This window comes from Aeromonas sp. FDAARGOS 1415 (assembly GCF_019048365.1).
GTDB classification, from domain to species: Bacteria; Pseudomonadota; Gammaproteobacteria; order Enterobacterales; family Aeromonadaceae; genus Aeromonas; species Aeromonas taiwanensis.
Genome location: NZ_CP077363.1, coordinates 3,698,240 through 3,715,138, shown reverse-complemented (window position 1 = coordinate 3,715,138; position 16,899 = coordinate 3,698,240). Strand labels below are relative to the sequence as shown.

The 16,899-nt window shown below is 64.0% G+C and carries 17 protein-coding genes; 6 read left to right on the top strand and 11 right to left on the bottom strand.

Annotated features, from left to right (window positions below; all coding sequences use genetic code 11):
• Positions 1 to 53: 53 nt before the first annotated feature.
• The 3 genes from I6L45_RS17375 to I6L45_RS17365 are packed head-to-tail and all read right to left on the bottom strand — an operon-like array spanning position 54 to position 5,699.
• Complete coding sequence (locus tag I6L45_RS17375; protein WP_216982756.1) at positions 54 to 1,532, bottom strand: efflux transporter outer membrane subunit; 1,479 nt, start codon at positions 1,530 to 1,532, stop codon at positions 54 to 56.
• Positions 1,525 to 4,611 (bottom strand): efflux RND transporter permease subunit, encoded by a 3,087-nt coding sequence (locus tag I6L45_RS17370; RefSeq protein ID WP_216982755.1) that lies wholly within the window; start codon positions 4,609 to 4,611, stop codon positions 1,525 to 1,527. The genes I6L45_RS17375 and I6L45_RS17370 overlap by 8 nt, the downstream gene beginning before the upstream one ends.
• Positions 4,608 to 5,699, bottom strand: a complete 1,092-nt coding sequence (locus tag I6L45_RS17365; RefSeq protein ID WP_216982754.1) for an efflux RND transporter periplasmic adaptor subunit — start codon at positions 5,697 to 5,699, stop codon at positions 4,608 to 4,610. The genes I6L45_RS17370 and I6L45_RS17365 overlap by 4 nt, the downstream gene beginning before the upstream one ends.
• A 183-nt stretch (positions 5,700 to 5,882) precedes the next feature.
• On the opposite strand from I6L45_RS17365, the gene I6L45_RS17360 reads away from it, so the two are divergent.
• Positions 5,883 to 6,809 carry a LysR family transcriptional regulator gene (locus I6L45_RS17360; protein ID WP_216982753.1) on the top strand — a complete coding sequence of 309 codons (927 nt, stop codon included), beginning with the start codon at positions 5,883 to 5,885 and terminating at the stop codon, positions 6,807 to 6,809.
• Between the two features lie 85 nt (positions 6,810 to 6,894).
• Positions 6,895 to 7,368 carry a DUF4442 domain-containing protein gene (locus I6L45_RS17355; protein ID WP_216982752.1) on the top strand — a complete coding sequence of 158 codons (474 nt, stop codon included), beginning with the start codon at positions 6,895 to 6,897 and terminating at the stop codon, positions 7,366 to 7,368.
• A 150-nt stretch (positions 7,369 to 7,518) separates the two neighbouring features.
• On the opposite strand, the gene ybcJ is transcribed toward I6L45_RS17355, so the two are convergent.
• The 4 genes from ybcJ to I6L45_RS17335 form a co-directional block, all read right to left on the bottom strand.
• Positions 7,519 to 7,752, bottom strand: coding sequence for a ribosome-associated protein YbcJ (ybcJ, locus tag I6L45_RS17350; protein ID WP_216982751.1), 234 nt, complete (start codon positions 7,750 to 7,752; stop codon positions 7,519 to 7,521).
• A 151-nt stretch (positions 7,753 to 7,903) separates the two neighbouring features.
• On the bottom strand, positions 7,904 to 8,308 hold the full coding sequence (locus tag I6L45_RS17345; protein WP_043760202.1) for a MaoC family dehydratase: 405 nt from the start codon (positions 8,306 to 8,308) through the stop codon (positions 7,904 to 7,906).
• Positions 8,305 to 10,092 carry a class I poly(R)-hydroxyalkanoic acid synthase gene (locus I6L45_RS17340; protein ID WP_216982750.1) on the bottom strand — a complete coding sequence of 596 codons (1,788 nt, stop codon included), beginning with the start codon at positions 10,090 to 10,092 and terminating at the stop codon, positions 8,305 to 8,307. The genes I6L45_RS17345 and I6L45_RS17340 overlap by 4 nt, the downstream gene beginning before the upstream one ends.
• Positions 10,093 to 10,182: 90 nt before the next feature.
• The gene (locus I6L45_RS17335; protein ID WP_216982749.1) at positions 10,183 to 10,533 is read right to left on the bottom strand and encodes a phasin family protein; all 351 of its coding nucleotides are present in this window, start codon (positions 10,531 to 10,533) and stop codon (positions 10,183 to 10,185) included.
• A gap of 303 nt (positions 10,534 to 10,836) precedes the next feature.
• On the opposite strand from I6L45_RS17335, the gene I6L45_RS17330 reads away from it, so the two are divergent.
• From I6L45_RS17330 to pdxY, 3 genes are all read left to right on the top strand, one after another.
• On the top strand, positions 10,837 to 11,400 hold the full coding sequence (locus tag I6L45_RS17330; protein ID WP_134696272.1) for a phaC PHA synthase: 564 nt from the start codon (positions 10,837 to 10,839) through the stop codon (positions 11,398 to 11,400).
• A 78-nt stretch (positions 11,401 to 11,478) separates the two neighbouring features.
• Entirely contained in the window at positions 11,479 to 12,234 is a 756-nt protein-coding gene (locus I6L45_RS17325) for a DUF429 domain-containing protein (RefSeq protein WP_216982748.1), read from the top strand.
• A gap of 612 nt (positions 12,235 to 12,846) precedes the next feature.
• Positions 12,847 to 13,722, top strand: a complete 876-nt coding sequence (pdxY, locus tag I6L45_RS17320) for a pyridoxal kinase PdxY (RefSeq protein WP_216982747.1) — start codon at positions 12,847 to 12,849, stop codon at positions 13,720 to 13,722.
• Positions 13,723 to 13,746: 24 nt separating this feature from the next.
• Here the strand turns inward: pdxY and I6L45_RS17315 are convergent, their stop codons facing one another.
• The 4 genes from I6L45_RS17315 to I6L45_RS17300 all read right to left on the bottom strand — a co-directional run bounded on the left by I6L45_RS17315 (position 13,747) and on the right by I6L45_RS17300 (position 15,715).
• Positions 13,747 to 14,040: an antibiotic biosynthesis monooxygenase gene (locus I6L45_RS17315; RefSeq protein WP_216982746.1), complete on the bottom strand. Its 294-nt coding sequence runs from the start codon at positions 14,038 to 14,040 to the stop codon at positions 13,747 to 13,749.
• Between the two features lie 135 nt (positions 14,041 to 14,175).
• The gene (locus I6L45_RS17310; RefSeq protein ID WP_043760215.1) at positions 14,176 to 14,682 is read right to left on the bottom strand and encodes a GNAT family N-acetyltransferase; all 507 of its coding nucleotides are present in this window, start codon (positions 14,680 to 14,682) and stop codon (positions 14,176 to 14,178) included.
• A gap of 72 nt (positions 14,683 to 14,754) precedes the next feature.
• Positions 14,755 to 15,147, bottom strand: coding sequence for an NUDIX domain-containing protein (locus tag I6L45_RS17305; protein ID WP_216982745.1), 393 nt, complete (start codon positions 15,145 to 15,147; stop codon positions 14,755 to 14,757).
• Positions 15,148 to 15,169: 22 nt separating this feature from the next.
• A complete protein-coding gene (locus I6L45_RS17300) occupies positions 15,170 to 15,715 on the bottom strand; it encodes a class IV adenylate cyclase (RefSeq protein ID WP_254204342.1) in 546 nt (181 codons plus the stop codon).
• Between the two features lie 269 nt (positions 15,716 to 15,984).
• On the opposite strand from I6L45_RS17300, the gene I6L45_RS17295 reads away from it, so the two are divergent.
• On the top strand, positions 15,985 to 16,830 hold the full coding sequence (locus tag I6L45_RS17295; RefSeq protein WP_216982743.1) for a DUF5718 family protein: 846 nt from the start codon (positions 15,985 to 15,987) through the stop codon (positions 16,828 to 16,830).
• Positions 16,831 to 16,899: the final 69 nt, after the last annotated feature.

Here is a 16,899-nt window from a genome sequence, read left to right as displayed (position 1 = left end):
TGAAAACGACATCACCGGCCAGGAGCCGGTGATGTCGTTTCTGTGAGGTGCTTTTATCCCTGATTCGGGGCCGGCTCCGGGATTTCCCAGTCTCCCCCCAGGGCCTTGTGCAGCAGGACCACCTTGGTGGCGCTGTTAAGCCGCGCCACGATTTCGGCATCCTGCACACTGTTTTGCTGGCGCTCGGCGTCCAGCACCGAAAGGTGGTTGACCAGACCGGCCCGGTAGAGGGCCCTGGCCTTGGTGAGGGCGGTTTGCGCCTGTCGGTTCGCCTCGCCCAGATGTTTGCTGTATTCCAGGCTGTTGCCGTAGGCGACCAGGGTGGTTTCCACCTCGTTGAAGGCGCTGTTGACCTGGTTCTGATAGGCCAGCGCCGCCTCTTTCAGACCCGCCTCCTGGATTTTGACCATGGCCTCGCCGCGGCCGCCGTCGAACAGGTTCCACGACACGCCGGCACCCAGGGCCCAGGTGGTCGAGCCTGACTCAAAGAGATTGCTTGTCTCGCCGGAGACCAGACCGGGGGCACCGGTCAGGAACACCTTGGGATAGCGGTCCGCGATGGCCGCGCCCACCTCCTGATTCTTGGCGGCGATGGCCCGCTCGGCGAGGGCGATGTCGGGTCGACGGGTCAAGAGCGACGCGGGCAGACCGGTCGGCACCAGCGCCTTCATGCTCGGCAGGGGCGCAGGCGAGAAACGGGCCCGGGTCTGGCTGACGGGCTCTCCCAGCAGCACGGCGAGCCGGCTCAGGTGGACGCTCCTGGCCGTCTCCAGCATGGGAAGGCTGGCCCTGGCGGTGGCAAGGCCGGCGCGAGCATTGGCCACATCGAGCTCCGAGCCGTAGCCGGTACGATTCAGGGATTCAACCATGACCAGCGTCTCCTCCTGCTCGCGCAGGTTCTTGGTGGCGATGGCGATGCGCTCCTCGGCGCCGCGATATTGCAGGTAGTTGCTGATCACATCGGCCGTCATGGCGGTGTTGAGCCCCTGGCGCATGATCTCGGCCTGCTCGGCGCGAATGGCGGCGGCCTGGCTCAGGCTGTCGATGCGCCCGAACAGGTCCAGCTCCCAGGCGGCATTGATCCCGACAAACGTCTCGGTGGGATCGCGGTCCACCAATTGGGCCGTGCCGCCCCCGAGCGCCGGGGGCAGGGCGATGCCGCTCACCGCCTGTCCCATCAGCGCCTCGTTTTCGCTCAGGCGGATGTCGGCATAGCCGGCTCCCAGGGTCAGGGTTGGCACCTTGAACGAGGCTACGGCGCTCTGGTAGGCCTGGGCCGCCTGAATGCGCTGGCTCGCGATCTTCAATGTGATGCTCTGGCGCTGCGCCCTCGCTACCAGCTCATTGAGCTGGGGGTCGTTGAACTGGGTCCACCAGGTGTGGCCAAGTTCACCCCGGGTTGTGGTGCCCTGGGCTCCCTGATTGAGATAGACGCTGTTGAGGCGGCTCTCGGGGGGCTGGTAATCGGGGGCCATGGCGCAGCCCCCCAGCATGATCAGGGTCGCAATCGCGCCCATGCTGCGCTTATTCATGGCGGTGTTCCTCTTCGGTAATCTGTTTATTGACTGTGGCTTCAGCTTGTTGCTCCGCCCGGAAGAAGAGCATGTAGAGCGCAGGCATGATGAACAGCGAGAGCACGGAGGCCGCGACCAGACCGCCGATGATGGTGGCCGCCATCTGATCGAACAGGCTGTCGGTCAACAGCGGTACCATGCCGAGCACCGTGGTCAGCGCCGCCATGGAGATCGCCATGGTGCGGTTGAGGGTCGCCTCCTTGACCGCCTCGGCGAGGGTGCGGCCACTGCGCCGCTCCAGCTCGATCTGGTCGAGCAGCACTATGCCGTTTTTGATGATCATGCCCGACAGGCAGATCATGCCGACAATGGCCATGAAGCCGAATGGCTTGTCCGTGAGCAACAAGGCCCAGATGATGCCAATCGATGCCAGCGGCAGCGTGGTAAAGATGATGATGGGCTGACGATAGGCGTTGAACAGGGCCACCAGTATGATGAGCATCATCACCGCCGCCTTGGGGTTCTGCTCCATTAGGTCGTCGATGGAGCGCTTCTCGTCGTAGTACTCGCCGCCCCAGTGCATCTCATAACCGGCGGGCAGTGTGATGGCCTCCAGCTGGGGGGCCAGCTCTTTGCGTACCTCGGAGGCTGTGGTTCCCCCCTTCACGTCGGCCTGCACCGTGATGGCCGGGAGCCGGTTGCGGCGCCAGATCATGCTCTCTTCCCCGGTGATCTCGATGCCATCGATGACCTGGCCGAGCGGCACGCTGTGCTGGCCGAGGAGGGATCGCACCGGCAGGCTCTCCAGGTTTTCCAGGGAACCGTTGGCGCTGCGCAGCTTGATGGGGATCATGTCGTCCTGGTGGCGCAGGGTGCCGATCTGTACTCCTTCGGTGGCGCGGCTGATAGCCAGGGCGATATCGGTCCGGGTGACGCCCGCCTGGCGCGCGGCCGCCTGGTTGATGATGGGGGTCATCACCTTGCTCTCCTGACGCCAGTCATCACGGATGTACTTGGTATCGGGGTGGGCCTGCAGGATGGCTTGTGCCTGCGCCGACAGTTGTTTCAGCACCTTGGGATCCGGCCCTTCGAAGCGGGCCTCGATGCTGAACTTGTCCTTGGTGGCCAGCTTGAGCGGGCGGAATCTGGGCTCGGCATAGGGGAAGCGGCTCGCGAGCCAGGTATCGCCCCGGGCGACCAGGGGGGCTATGTCGTCAAACTCTCTGGTGTTGATCAGGATCTGGCCATAGCTCTGATCCAGCGGCTCCGGCTCGATGGTAACCGAGAAACGGGGGGCGCTCTCGCCCACGTAGCTGGAGATGCTCGCCACCTCGGGTTGCTGCAACAGCCACTGTTCGATCGCCTTCATGTCCTGGGAGACGTTGTCGATGCGACCGCCGCTCGGTAGCCAGTAGTCGAGGAAGACGATGCTGCGATCCGAGCTCGGCATGAAGTTGACCTTGAGCAGGGGCGCGCTCAGCACGGTGAGCAGCAGCAGGGGCAACACCAGGGCAAGGGCACTCTTGGGGTTCTCCACCGTCCAGTTGACAGCCTGGTGATAGAGACGGGACGCCTTGCTCCTGGGCGCGCTGCTCTCATCCTGGCCCGATGCCTTGATGAAGGCCCAGCACATCAGCGGGGTGACCACCATGGCGACCACCCAGGAGAGCAGCAGGGAGCTGCACAACACCTGGACGATGGAGAGGGAGAACTCCGCCGAGTCGGTCTGGGAGAGCAGCACGGGGGCGGTCCCCAGGCAGGCGATCACGGTCGCCCCCAGGAGCGGCAACGCCATCTCCTGCACGGACTCCTTGACGGCGGTGGTGCGTTCTATTCCCTTGCGCAGCTTGGTGGCAAACAGATCCACGATGACGATGGCGTTGTCGACCAGCATGCCGAGGGCCAGGATGAAGGAGCCGAGCGAGACGCGCTGCAGATCGACCCCGGTGAGGTTCATGTAGACCAGGGTGAACAGTATGGTCAGCAGCAGGCTGGCCCCGACGATGGTGGCGCTGCGCCAGCCCATGAAGACCAGCAACACCACCACCACGATGACGATGCTCTCGAGCAGGTTGAGCACGAAGTTGTTGATGGACTTCATCACCTCGGTGGGCTGGTAGGCGATGACGCCGACCCCGGTGCCAAGGGGCTGTTCGGCCTCGAATTGCTGCAATACCCGGGTCAGTTCGTCACCGATGCTGACCACGTTGATCCCGTCCTGGGGGCTGACGGCGAGGGTGATGGCCTGCTGGCCGTTGTAGCGACTCTCGGTCAGGGCCGGGCTCTGGTAGGAGAGATGGACATCGGCCACGTCCCCCAGGCGCAAGGTGCCTGTGCCGGCCCCGGGCTGCCCCGTGGTGAGCATCAGGTTGCGAATATCCTCCACGTTGCGGTACTGGCCGCTCTGGGCGACGCGCAGGTTCTCGATGCCGAGGTGATAGTCGCCGGTCTGCACCGGGACGTTCTGGCTGTTGAGCTGGGTGACCAGCTCCGCCAGGGAGATGTGGCTCTCCGCCAGGCGCTCTTCCGAGACATCGATGTTGACCACCTGCTCGTTGACCCCGTGCAGCTGCACCTTCTTGACCCCGGGCACCGCCTTGATCCTGCGCTGCAGTTCGCGGGCCTGATCTTTCAGCTGGTGCATGGGGATGTCATCGCCATAGACGGCGAACAGCATGCCGTACACCTCGGAGAACTCGTCCTGCACTATGCTGACCTGGGCCTGGACGGGCAGCTCCAGCTTCACGTCCTGGATCTTGCGGCGCAGCAGGTCCCACTGCTGGGGCAGCTCGTCGGTGCCGTATTTTTCCTGCAGATCCACGAAGATCATGGAGCTGCCGGGACGGGAGAGGGATCTGAGCTTCCACAGCGATCCCATCTCCTGGATCTTGGTCTCTATCTTGTCGGTGACCAGCTGCTCGACCTCCTGGGCATTGGCGCCCGGATAGAGGGTGACGACGACGGCGCTCTTCACCGTGAAGGAGGGGTCTTCCAGCTTGCCGAGATCGAAATAGGCGTAGACCCCCGCGATGGCGCAGAGGGTGGCGAAGAAGATGACGAAGGTCTTCTGCCGGATGGCGAACAAGGAGAGATTCATGACTGTCCATCCACCTGGTTGATGACGGCGATGGCCTGACCCTCTTTGAGCAGGGCGCTGCCGGCGGTGACTATCTTGTCGCCAGCCTTCAGTTTCCCCTCCACGCAGAGGGTGTCGTGGCGCTGGCTGACGACGGTGACGGGCACGTGGCTCGCCGCTGCGGCCTTGATGGCGATCACCTGGGGTTGTCCGTCCAGGCTCTTGATGGCCGTGGCGGGCAGGCAGTAGATGCGCTCGCTCGCGGGCAGGGACAGCTCGACGTTGATGGCCTTGCCGGGTACCAGCTCGGGGGCGTTATCCAGCAGCCTGAAGGTCACCTTGTAGGTGCGCTTGAGGGGATCCGGCAGGCTGGCGATCTCGGTGCTGACGGCCTTCACACCGGCTTCCTGGCGATACCAGGTCACCCGGGCCTGCATCCCGCTTCTCATCTGACCGATCTGCTGCTCCGGCACGTCGACCACGGCATCGAGGGCCGTCGGCTGGTGCAGGGAGAAGACAGGCCGGCCCGGCGAGGTCTGTTCGTGCTCCTCGATAAAGCGCTGGCCGATGATCCCGTCAAACGGCGCCTTGAGCTCGCTGTAGGCGAGGGCGTCTTCGGCCTGCTTGAGGGATTGCTGCAGCATCTGGACCCGGGCATTGGCCTGGTTCTTGGCGCTGGTGGCGCGCTCCAGGTTGATGCTGGCCATGGCTTTGTCCTGCACGGCCTGACGGGTGCGGCCCAGTTCGACGACCGCCAGTTTGTAGGCGGCTTTCGCCTCGCCAAGCTGGGCCTTGATGGCCTCTCGTTGAACCCGGAAATCATGGGGGTCGAGGCGTGCAATCACCTGCCCCTCGCTCACCCTGTCCCCCTCCTTTACCAGGATCTGCTCCAGGGTGCCCGGCACGCGAAACGCGAGGCTGGCACTCTGGTGCGACTTGATCTCGCCGCTGAACTTCAGGCTGTAGAGGCTCTTGCTGTCGGAGAGCTGCATGGCATTCACCGGTCGTGGCGGCTTGACCACCTCGGGTGTCGTGTCGGTGCCGCAGCCGGCGAGCAGGCCTCCCAGGATGAGGACAGAGAGACCGGGAGGGGAAAACAGGTGTTGCATGGGGAAATCCAGTTAATCAGGTGTGAAGAAGATATGTTATCGAATCCAATTGGTGAGATAATCAGGCCATAACAATCCTCACTGTCACGAATTTTGTGACAATAGAGGGTAAGGGATGCAGTCGGCGTGCTGCAGAGTGATGCGAGAGGGGAGTGAGAGCGAAATGAAGAGGCGGGAGCCGAGATGAAGATCGACGATCTCAAGCTGTTTTTGTCGGTGGTGGAGCTGGGAGGCTTTACCAGTGCCGCCGACGCGCTGAATATTCCGCGCGCCAACGTGAGCCGGCGCATAAAGGAGCTCGAGGCCGAGCTGAACGTGAAGCTGCTGACCCGCACGACCCGTCGGCTGACCATGACCTCGGTGGGGCTGGAGTATTACAACAGCCTGCAGAACATCATTCCCATGCTGGATCATACCCACGAGCAGATCCGGACCCAGAGTCACGAGCCCACCGGCAACATCAAGATCGGCCTGCTCAATGAGTCCGATATCTTCATCCACGACCTGCTCAAGCGCTTTCTGGAGAAATACCCCAAGATCAACCTCGAGCTGCACCTGAGCGCCGTCGGCTACCGGGATATCTTCAACTACGGTCTGGATGCCAGCATCCATATCGGCGTGGTGAACGATGGCAGCTTCGTCGCCAGGCCCATCATGCCCTTCACCCGCAAGCTCTACGCGAGCCCCAGGTACATCGAGCAGTACGGCAGGCCCAAGTCCCTCGAGGATCTGCACCAGCACAAGGTGCTGACCCTGCGCCTGCCGGATGGCCAGCTCGACAACCGGCTGATCTTCAATCGGGGCGAGGTGGTGATCAACAGCAGGGTGATTTCGAACAGCTCCTACTACATCCGCCATGCGGTCTTCCAGGGGGACTGCATCGGCATCTTGCCGGAGATCATCGTCAAGTCGTTTGTCGAGAGCGGCGAGCTCATCGATCTGCTGCCGGAATACGAGACCACTCTCGACAACATCTGGCTGGTCTATCCCGGCAAGAAGGGGCTCTCCTACGCGGCGCGACTCTTTATCGACTACATACTGGCGGAGATGGCGAGCCTGCTGCCCGAGCAGAAGACGCGACAGATGGCGGTGAAAGCCCCCCGCGAATAGCGGGTGGCCGTGGCGGCCCAGCCTTGAATCCGGCGAGTCATGCTGGCAACATGTTGTTTACATTAACTCATCGGATCAGTTTGCAATGGACCTGCAACGCTTCAAAGCCAACCTCGCCCTGCGCCTCTTTGCCTGGCGCTATATCCCCGTCATCGGCTTCTGTGCCCCCGTCATCGAGCAGATGGACGCGCGGGCGCTGCGCATCCGCATTCCGCTGGGCTGGCGCACCCGCAACCACCTCGGCAGCATGTACTTCGGGGCGCTCGCCACCGGCGCCGATCTGGTGGGCGGCCTGCTGGTGATGGAGAAGGGGCGGGCACGGCGCAAGAAGGTGCATTTCGCCTTCAAGGACGTGCAGGGGGAGTTCTTGAAACGCCCGGAGGGGGACGTGCAGTTTGACTGCGAGGCGGGGGAGGAGATTGACGCCATGATCGACGAGTCCCTGGCGAGCGGTCAGCGCATCAACCGCCCCATCCGGGTGGTGGCCACCTGCCCGTCGCTCAACGGGGACGAGGCGATGGCGCGCTTCGTGCTGACCCTCTCGATCAAGGCCAGCTGAATGCAAAAGGGCGCTTTGGCGCCCTTATTCAGGCAGGGGTCAGAGGATGTCGGGACTAACCCCTTCCTTCACGACCACCTTCATGCCGATGAAGTTGACCACCCGCTCGGCCATGGTGCTGGACAGCGCTTGGGTGGCCGAGCGTCGGGATCAGAGGATCTCGGAGCTGACGCCTTCTTTCACCACGACCTTCATGCCGTTGAAGTTGACCACTTGCTCGGCGACTATCTTGCAGCGTTTGCGGGTCTCGACCTGACCGTCCACTTCCACCAGGCCCTCGGCGACCAGCGCCTTGGCGGCACCGCCACAATCGGCCCAACCCTGATGCTTGATCAGGTCACACAAGGCAACGAAGGGGTGACCTTCGAGCAGAAACGTCTCCATGGGAAATCCTCTAGCTGGATGAATGGCTGAAACAGCGGGGGCTCATTTTAGGCAGTTAGGCGGGGCAGGGAAAGGGCAAGTGGCCGTTGGCCGGGAAAAAAGCCGTGGCAGGGAAAATGGCGAGCCCGGCGGGTGCTGGGCTCGCAGGGCGTCAGGGGCGCTTCACCACCGCCTCTCCCGTGACGGCGAGGTCGCCGCTCGGGGTATAGATGCGGGTGGCCAGGGTGGCGATGGGCTTGTCGTCCCGCAGGGCGATCACCTCCACCTCCGCCGTCACCTCGTCCCCGACGAAGACCGGGAGCTTGAAGGAGAGGCTCTGGCCCAGGTAGATGCTCCCCTTGCCCGGCAACTGCTGACCCAGGAGCCCGGAGAAGAGGCTCGCCAGCAGCATGCCGTGGACGATGGGGCGCTCGAACACCGTGGTGGCGGCAAAGTCCGGGTCCAGGTGCAGGGGGTTGAAATCCTCCGACAGGCCGGCGAAGGCCGCGACCTCGGCCGGGCCGAAGCGCTTGGTCAGGCTCGCCTTCTGCCCAACGGCCAGGGATGGTGCGTTCATGCGGGTTCCTCCTCTTGCACCTTGGCGCCGGCAAACACCGGATTGAGCCGTTCCTTGACGTAGCTGCCGGGGGCTGCCTCCAGCCCGTCGCCCGGCAGGCGGGCGGGAACGGGCCCTGTCTCGTCACGGCTCTGGATGAAGCGCATCATCTCGGGCCACCAGGAGCCGCCGCTGTGGGTCGCCCCCGCCAGCCAGGCTTCCGGGCTGTCCACCTCGGCCTCGTTCTGCCAGAAGCCGTATTTGTTGGCGCCTGGCGGATTGATGATGCCGGCGATGTGACCGGATTCGGCCAGGAGGAAGCGCCGCTCGCCCCCGAACAGCGCCATGCCCTGCCAGGTGCCCTGCCAGAGGGCGATGTGATCGTCAACGGCCGACACCAGCAGCACCGGGGTCTTCACCTTGGCGAGATCGATGCGGGTGTTGCGGATCCGAAGCTCCCCCTTCGCCAGCTGATTCTCCAGATAGAGTCGGCGCAGCAGGCTGTTGTGGGTCTTGCCCGCCACGTTGGTGCTGTCGCTGTTCCAGTGCAGCAGATCGAAGGCCACCGGGCTCTGGCCCTTGAGGTAGCTGTCGATGTAGTAGTTCCAGTAGAGGCTGTTCTCTCGCAGCAGGCTGAAGGAGACCGCCAGCTGGCGCCCGTCCATGATGCCCTTGGCCTCGTTCTGGGCCTCGAGCGCGGCGATGATGGGCTCGTGGATGAAGATGCCAAGCTCCCCCGGCTGGGAGAAGTCGAGCAGGGTGGTGAACAGGGTGGCGGAGCGAACCCGCTGCTTCTGGCGCCTGGCGGCCAGCCATCCCATCGCCAGTGACAATGCGGTGCCACCGATGCAGTAGCCGATGCCGTGCACCTCCCGCTCGCCGGTGGCCGCCTCCACGGCATCCAGGGCGGCGATGACGCCGTCCACCACGTAGTCGTCGAGATCGACCTGGGCCTGGGCCACGCCCGGGTTGCGCCAGGAGATCATGAACACCGTCTGGCCCTGGGCGACCAGCCAGGCGACCAGGGAGTTCTGGGGCCGCATGTCCATGATGTAGTACTTGTTGATGAAGGGGGGCACGATCAGCACAGGCGTCTTGCCCACCGTCTCCGTGGTCGGGCTGTACTGGATGAGCTCATAGAGCTCGGCGCGCTGTACCACCCGGCCCGGGGTGGTCGCCAGATCCCGCCCCAGCTCGAAGGCGGACTCGTCGGTCAGACGGATGTTGAGGTGATCGGCGCTGCGCTCAAGGTCCTCGGCCAGGAGCGCGAGGCCGCGCACCAGGTTCTGGCCGTCGGACTCCAGAGTCAGCTTGAGCAGTTCCGGGTTGGTGGCCAGGAAATTGCTGGGCGCCATGGCATTGATGTACTGGCGAGTGAAGAAGCGCAGCCGCACCCGGCTCTTCTCTGGCACGCCATCCAGGGCATCCACCGAGGCCAGCAGGTGTCTGGCGGTCAGCAGATAGGATTGCTTGAGGTAGTCATAGAGGGGTTGATCGCTCCAGGCCTCGGCCTTGAAGCGGCGATCGCTGCGATCCGGGGCGATCACCGGTTCGCTCGGCTGGCCTGCACTCTTGAGCAGGGTGTGCTGCATCAGCTTGAGCTGATCCTGCCACCAGTTCATCTGGGCATTGATCAGCTGCCAGGGCTGCTGGCTGCCTTGCTCCAGCACCTTGCCCAGATCGTCCAGATTGGTCTGCAGCAGGGCCTGGGCGGTGCGTTCGGTCTGGGCCCTGGCCATGGCCAGCAGCTTGTCGTTGTAGTGGGCCAGGGCCTCGAACAGCGGGCCGTAAGATGGTTGGCTCATGGGTTCTCCTTCACCCACTCCCGGGGCAGGCAGGGGCCCGCACGCTCGTCGTGGGGAGATGTGGCTGCCCGGACGGGCAGCCAGGGGTTATCAGGCCTTGCCCGTGCTCTGCTTGATGCCGTCTGCGGTCAGGGCATCCAGATCTTCCTTGAACTGCAGGCCGAGGGCGTTCAGCTTCTGGATGTCATCCAGCATCTGGCGGGAGAGCTGGCTGGCGCTCTCCAGTTGCACGGTGCCGAGGGCGGCCAGGCTCTGGGCATCCTGCACCTTGCTCACGGCCTGCAGCTGGTTCAGCCCCAGTTCGGCGTAGGCATTGGCAGATGCCAGTTGCAACCGGGTCAGCTGTTCGATGTTGCTGGCCAGCAGCTGGTTGTAGCGGGTGAGGGGGGCGGCAAAGCCTTGCATCTGCTCGGTAAAGCTCTTGATCACGTCCATATTCATCATGGTCTCCAGTTCGGCAGAACAGTGTTGTTGCGGGTCAATTGACCCTTCTTTCGGGTACAGCTCGTCATCCCTGTCTTACGTGTCGCTTGCTCTGTTCAAACGCACGTTTGAGCATTCTGCAACCAAAGCGTCTTTGGTGTAAATGACATAAATGTTAATTTCTGTTTGAATTTTTTGTCAGCCGTGCGGGTCAGGTCATGGATTCAGACGAGTGGTGACGCAGGGAAGGGGGTGGGGCCTCGTCCCGCCGGTCAGGCGCTGGTACCCTTGCGCCACACTCCTCTTCTCAAGGAAGCCCCGATGAAGCCTCTTGCCTTGCTGCTCGGCGGCAGCACCCTGTTCCTCGCAGGTCTGGCCCAGGCCAGCACCCCTGTCCAGATCTCCCTGCCCGGTGTCAACCTGCCCGCCTCCCACCATGTGGAAGGGGCGCGCGCCTCCTTCCTGTATGGTCGCACCGGCCAGGTGAAGGGCATCGATCTGCCGGTATTCGCCCTCTCCGACGTGGACCAGTTCACCGGCTTGCAGCTGGGCATCTTCTTCGGCGCCGCCCGGGTGCGTCACCAGTTTGGCGGGGTCGCCATCAACGCAGTCAACTGGCACCAGGGACAGGACACCGGGATCAACCTCGGCTTCGTCAACCTGACCAACAACGTGAGAGGGGTGAACTGGGGGGCCGTCAACATCGCCCAGGGCAATGCCATGACCAACGTCGGCTTCGTCAACTATGCCGAGCGCACCACCTTCCAGCTGGGCTTCGTCAATGCCACCCGGCACCTCGATGGCCTGCAGATAGGCCTCGCCAACTACGCCGAGAACGGCATCTTCCCCATCCTGCCTCTGGTGAACTTCAAGAAATCCTTCTAACCGTGCCGTCGCCCCTTGCTTTAGGAGGGGCAGTCATTACCCTGTGCTCCATCAATAGTGTGTGGAGGTGACAGGGGCATGACAACGGAACACATGGATGCCATCGGCATCGGCTGGGATGTGAGGGGCTGGCAGGGCAATGCCCAGGCGGTGGCGGTGGTGGGCTGGCAGGCTCGCGAGCAGCGCCTTCACTGGCTCGGCATCTCCCCCCTGTTCCGGCTGAGCTCCCGGGTGGCGCCGGATCTGGATGCCCTGCTGCGCCCAGCGCTACAAGACGAGATGGCGCTGATGCAGGTGCTCGCCTGCCCGCACCTCGCCCTCGGCATCGACGCTCCCCTGGCATTTCCACGGGCCCTCGGCGAGCTGCTGGCGGGGAAGGGGGGCGAGTGCGCCGTGCCCCAGCGGGAGATAGACAACCCCTATGCCTATCGGGACTGCGAGCGCTGGCTATACGAGCAATATGGCAAGAAACCGCTGTCGGCCACCTTCGACAGGCTCGGCAACAACGCCACCCTGGCGCTCTCCATGCTGCCGCGCCTTGGGGATCTGCAGCTGGTACCCAAGCTGGCAAGGGAGGCGCAGCGCGCCGTGCTGGAGGTCTATCCGGCGCTTGCCAAGGTGGGGGGCAAGGCCTCCGCGGTGCGGCCCGAGTTGCAGCCCCATCTGCCGGCCACCCTGGTGCCGGGCACCGATCCCTACGATGCCGCCCTCTGTGCCCTGATGGCACTGCAATATGCGGCCGGTGGGAGCGTCACTCTGCTGCCGCCCCTGGTGCCGCCAGCGGCCGACTTGGCGCTGGACGAGGGGTGGGTCTACCACTTCGCCCGCCCCTGAACCTGAGTCGGTGCAGGGCTGCTGGCCCTGTCCCCACTGACCCCAGAGCCTTTCGCGGCTTTTTTCCATGGGCTTCATGGATTTCACTGACGCGTGCAGCCTGTTGCGGTGGGGCGGCCAAGCCGCCCGGTATCGCTTTTCGCAGAGGCACCATCCAGGACGAAGTGAGGAGGGGAGTGGCATCCTTTGTCGTCAACCCCCCTGTATTGCCAGCGTCACGACCCCTGTCCCCTCGAACGGGCGCCTTGAGTGCGCGTAGCGCCAGGCTTTCTACATGCTCCCATCCCCCACAATTTTCCCTGTTCAGCTCTCAAGCTGGTTGATGACCTCCGCGGCCGAAGGATGACGTGCCTGGTCTCGTTGCCATCGCGATTTGCGCCGATCACCAGGTGCGCTGCTGTTTTTATCTCCGCATATGCCATCAAACAAAAATTGTCTTTTACAAAATGACACCTCCGAGCGCTCTGTGGGTCCGTTGTACCGCACCCAGGGAAGAGGGTCGGCAGGCGAGTCTTGAGCCAAATAAGGCTTTGTGCTGCACAAGGGTGGAACTGCCGTATCTTCATCTTATATATTGCGCCTTTCTCCTGACTCGTCTCTGCGGTGATCTCCATGAAGCGCATTCTCTCTATTCAGTCCCACGTGGTGTTTGGCTGTGCCGGCAACAGCGCCGCCGTGTTTCCCATGCGCCGCCTCGGCATGGAGGTATGGCCCATCAACACGGTGCAATTCTCCAACCATACCCAGTACGAGGCGGGCTGGCAGGGGATGGCGATGCCGGCGGGCCACATCGGCGCCCTGTGTGAAGGGCTGGGGAATATCGAGGTGCTGGGGCGTTGTGACGCGGTGCTGAGCGGTTACCTGGGGTCGGCGGAGCAGGGGGACGAGATCCTCGCGGTGGTGGCTGCGGTGAAGAGCGCCAATCCGGCGGCCCTCTATTTCTGCGATCCCGTCATGGGTCACCCGGAGAAGGGCTGCATAGTGGCGCCCGGCGTTACCCGCTTCCTGACGGAGAAGGCGCTGCCGGTGGCGGACATCATGGCCCCCAACCTGCTGGAGCTGGAGACCCTGTGCGGTGTTCATCTGGCGACCCTGGCCCAGACCCGGGCCGCGGCTCATCAACTGCTGGAAAGCGGGGTGAAGATGGTGCTGGTCAAGCACCTGGGCCGCGCCGCCAGCGTGGCCGGGCGTTTCGAGATGCTGCTGGCCACCCCGCAGGGGGACTATCTGATCTCCCGCCCGCTCTACGACTTTGCCCGTCAGCCGGTGGGGGTGGGGGATCTCATCAGCGCCCTGATGCTGGCCAACCTGCAGGCGGGGTACGAGGCGGTGAGCGCGTTTGAGCGAACCAATGCCGCGGTGGATGCGGTGCTGCGCCAGACCTGGGAGGTGGATGCCTACGAACTGCAGCTGATCGCCGCGCAGGGTGCTTTTGTCGATCCCGTGATCGCCCACAGGGCCGAGCGACTGGCCGACGCCCTGGCGTGATCCCTCACCCTGGTCGGGCGTTGATCAGGGGAGTACTCCCTCGAAATGCTGGACGGTGGGGAAGGGGTCGTAGAAGTGGTGGAGCAGCGCTTTCCACTCCTGGTACTGGGGTGAGCCCCTGAAACCTTCGGTATGATCCTCGAGCCGCTGCCAGTTGACCAGCAGCAGGTAGTGATGGGGATCGTTCAAGGCGCGCTGCAGCTGGTGGCCGGCGTAGCCCGGCATGGCGCTGATGATGCGCTGGGCCTGGGCGAAGGCCTGCTCGAAGGCGGTGGCCTGGCCCGGGATAACCTGCAGATGGGCAACTTCCAGTATCATGATGGCTCCTTGCCAAGGTGGTCTGATTGAATACGTTCAATTGAAAAGATGGCATCCCGGCCATCAGTCTCACCGCCGACAACACTGCCCTGAGATGGACTTGCCGGCGACGGAGGCGCCATCATGGCGCCCGGCTCAGAGCTGCTTGTAGAAGAACTGGGTGGCCGCCAGCGAACCGTCCGCGTTGCGGGCGAAGTCGGGGATCTGGCCGGCCTCCTGATAGCCGAGCTGGCGGTAGAGGGTGGAAGCCACGTCGCCGACCCGGGTATCCAGCACCAGCAGCGTGCGTTTGGCATCGCGGGCTCCCTGCTCCATGGCGTTCATGAGGGCGCGACCCACCCCCTTGCCACGGGCCTGGCTGTGGACCATCAGCTTTTCCACTTCGGCCCTGTGCCCGCCGTTGGCCTTGGTGCACAGGGAGAGCTGCAGGGCGCCGATCAGATGGTGGTGATCGAATGCCACCCAGAGCTTGCGCACCCCCTCGGCCAGCTCCCCCTCGATGCCTTGCCAGTACGCCAGCCCCTGCTCCTCCTGCAGGGGGGGCAGGAAGCCCACAGATGCACCGCTGGCCACGCAATCTTGCAGCAGGGTGATCAGCGCAGGCTTGATGCCTCTGGTGCTCTCGACCTCAATGATTTCCATTGACTCTCCTCATCTTCTCTCTCGTTGCCAATTAAAGGGGATGGTCGGTGCCTGTCCCGAGAAGGCCGCGCCCTAGCGGATCAGCCCCTGCTCCGCCAACCACTGGAACAGCAGTCGGGAGACGGGGGAGATCTGATCCTGGTGGCGGCTGTCCAGCCAGCGCAGCTCGGCGATCTCCGCCGAGGCGATGGGGGTGCCGTCGGCCTCGCCGGTGTAGCAGCGCAGATTCACCATCACCCCTTGCGGCTTGCCGTCCGCCTGGGCGCTGAATTCACAGGCCAGGCGCAGGGTCTCGGAGTGGAGCCTCACCGCCAGCTCCTCCTCGATTTCGCGCACCAGGGCGGCCTCGTCGCTCTCTCCCGGCTCGCGTTTGCCGCCGGGAATGTAGTAAAGGGTCTTGCCGTGAGAGCGGGCGCACAGCAGTTGCCCCTCCTTGAAGGTCAGCCAGGCGAGTTTGTCGATCATGGGCAGATTCCTCTTGTCAAAATCAGGTCCGCGGCTCACACAGGGTGCGGTAGGAGCGGCTCTCCCGCTGGCCGGGGTCGAGCCCCAGTGTTGTGGCCAGCGCCAGCAACTGCTCGCGATAGGCAGGCAGGGCGGCCTCGTCGTCGGTCATGATGGCGAGCTCGGCAAAATCCCCGACGCCCGCCAGGTGATCCAGGGTGATGTGAAAAGGGCCGACGAAATAGATGCTGCGCCGCTTGTGGATGGTCAGCACCGGCTGGTAGCCCAGGGTGTGCACCATGCTGGCGGCCTTGTCGGCATCGGAGATATTGACCGCCTCGCAGCGATCGGGGCCGGGCCCCTTCACGATCCAGAGCCGGATGCCGGCAGTCTGCATGGTGCGGATCACCAGGCTCTTGCCCTCCCGGGCGAGGGCGCCATCCGCCGTGTCGAAGTAGCAGTCCTGCTCCTGGTCCCCTTCCACCATCACCTCGGGGTCGAGGGCCGCGAGGGCGCGGGAAAAGGCTGCGCTGTTCTCCAGGCGGTATTTGAACTCCACCTCGAAACGCCCCTGAAAATGTGTAGTCACGGCCATGTGTCGGAACTCAAACGGCAACGGAATGGAGCAGACTAGCAAAAGCACAGGTCCCGCCCAAGCACCGGGATCACAGCTTGGGGTCGACAGCGTGTTTTATGACCATCTGGCGAGGGAAAATCCGTCCTGGCGCACAGCTTGCCGCCGGCTGTCTGGGCGCGAGCCGGGGGCTGTGCTCTAATGAGGTCCCTCTTTGGCGGTATTTTCCGCCCCTGAACAATGACAACGAGGCGGCGGCCCGGGCCGCGCCAGTGGAGCCACAGATGCAGATCACCACATTGACCCCCTTTATCGGATTGGGGGGGGCGGGCAACTTCGCCGGTCACCTGGAGCAGGCGGGGGAGGCGGCGGACTTCGTCGCCGTCCAGGTTGCCGACAAGGTGGCCCCCAAGGCGCTGTTCCCCTTCTACGTGCCGTCCCATCCTGGCCAGCTCGGGGTCTTTCCCCTGAGCGGCGAGGCCATCTTCCTGCCCGAGGCGGCGGTGAGCGGGGACGAGAAGGTGCAGATCGAGCCGGAAGTGGCGCTCTGGTGCGAGCTGGAGTACGCGGGGGAGCAGGTGGTAGCCATCCGCCCCCTGGCGTTCGGCGCCTACAACGACTGCTCCATCCGCCGCCCCAACGCGAAGAAGATCAGCGAGAAGAAGAACTGGGGCGCAGAGAGCAAGGGACTGGCGGAGCAGCTGCTGCCGCTCTCCCACTTCGGGGCGGGTTGCGAGCTCGATGACTACCGCATCGCCTGCTATCTGGAGCGCGATGGCGAGCTGCACCCCTACGGGGTCGACAGCGCGGCGGTGGATTACAGCTACTTCCACGACCAGTTGCTGAGCTGGGCCATCGACAAGTTCAACCATCAGCAGGACGAGGGACCGGCCGAGCACATCCAGGGGCTGCTGGCCCAGGCGGGACGCCCGGCCCATGCCCTCATCAGCATAGGCGCCACCCGCTACACCCCCTTCGGCGAGACCCACTTCCTCGCGCCCGGTGACACCGCCTGCGTGGTGGTCTATCCGGGCAGTCGCTACGGCGAGGCGGATATTCGCGAGGCCATCCGCACCCGTCGCTTCGGCGCCGACGTCTCGGCCCTGCTCCAGGCGGTCAAGACCCGCTGAGGCGCGTCTGTCGTGAATCCGGGGGCTAGCCCCCGGTGTTGCTGAGCCCGCAAGGCGAGCGCCTCTCTT

Excerpts from the sequence above, each read along its gene's own strand:
- I6L45_RS17375 (WP_216982756.1), bottom strand. The coding sequence starts at position 1,532 with ATGAATAAGCGCAGCATGGGCGCGATTGCGACCCTGATCATGCTGGGG.
- I6L45_RS17370 (WP_216982755.1), bottom strand. The coding sequence starts at position 4,611 with ATGAATCTCTCCTTGTTCGCCATCCGGCAGAAGACCTTCGTCATCTTC.
- I6L45_RS17365 (WP_216982754.1), bottom strand. The coding sequence starts at position 5,699 with ATGCAACACCTGTTTTCCCCTCCCGGTCTCTCTGTCCTCATCCTGGGA.
- I6L45_RS17360 (WP_216982753.1), top strand. The coding sequence starts at position 5,883 with ATGAAGATCGACGATCTCAAGCTGTTTTTGTCGGTGGTGGAGCTGGGA.
- I6L45_RS17355 (WP_216982752.1), top strand. The coding sequence starts at position 6,895 with ATGGACCTGCAACGCTTCAAAGCCAACCTCGCCCTGCGCCTCTTTGCC.
- ybcJ (WP_216982751.1), bottom strand. The coding sequence starts at position 7,752 with ATGGAGACGTTTCTGCTCGAAGGTCACCCCTTCGTTGCCTTGTGTGAC.
- I6L45_RS17345 (WP_043760202.1), bottom strand. The coding sequence starts at position 8,308 with ATGAACGCACCATCCCTGGCCGTTGGGCAGAAGGCGAGCCTGACCAAG.
- I6L45_RS17340 (WP_216982750.1), bottom strand. The coding sequence starts at position 10,092 with ATGAGCCAACCATCTTACGGCCCGCTGTTCGAGGCCCTGGCCCACTAC.
- I6L45_RS17335 (WP_216982749.1), bottom strand. The coding sequence starts at position 10,533 with ATGAATATGGACGTGATCAAGAGCTTTACCGAGCAGATGCAAGGCTTT.
- I6L45_RS17330 (WP_134696272.1), top strand. The coding sequence starts at position 10,837 with ATGAAGCCTCTTGCCTTGCTGCTCGGCGGCAGCACCCTGTTCCTCGCA.
- I6L45_RS17325 (WP_216982748.1), top strand. The coding sequence starts at position 11,479 with ATGACAACGGAACACATGGATGCCATCGGCATCGGCTGGGATGTGAGG.
- pdxY (WP_216982747.1), top strand. The coding sequence starts at position 12,847 with ATGAAGCGCATTCTCTCTATTCAGTCCCACGTGGTGTTTGGCTGTGCC.
- I6L45_RS17315 (WP_216982746.1), bottom strand. The coding sequence starts at position 14,040 with ATGATACTGGAAGTTGCCCATCTGCAGGTTATCCCGGGCCAGGCCACC.
- I6L45_RS17310 (WP_043760215.1), bottom strand. The coding sequence starts at position 14,682 with ATGGAAATCATTGAGGTCGAGAGCACCAGAGGCATCAAGCCTGCGCTG.
- I6L45_RS17305 (WP_216982745.1), bottom strand. The coding sequence starts at position 15,147 with ATGATCGACAAACTCGCCTGGCTGACCTTCAAGGAGGGGCAACTGCTG.
- I6L45_RS17295 (WP_216982743.1), top strand. The coding sequence starts at position 15,985 with ATGCAGATCACCACATTGACCCCCTTTATCGGATTGGGGGGGGCGGGC.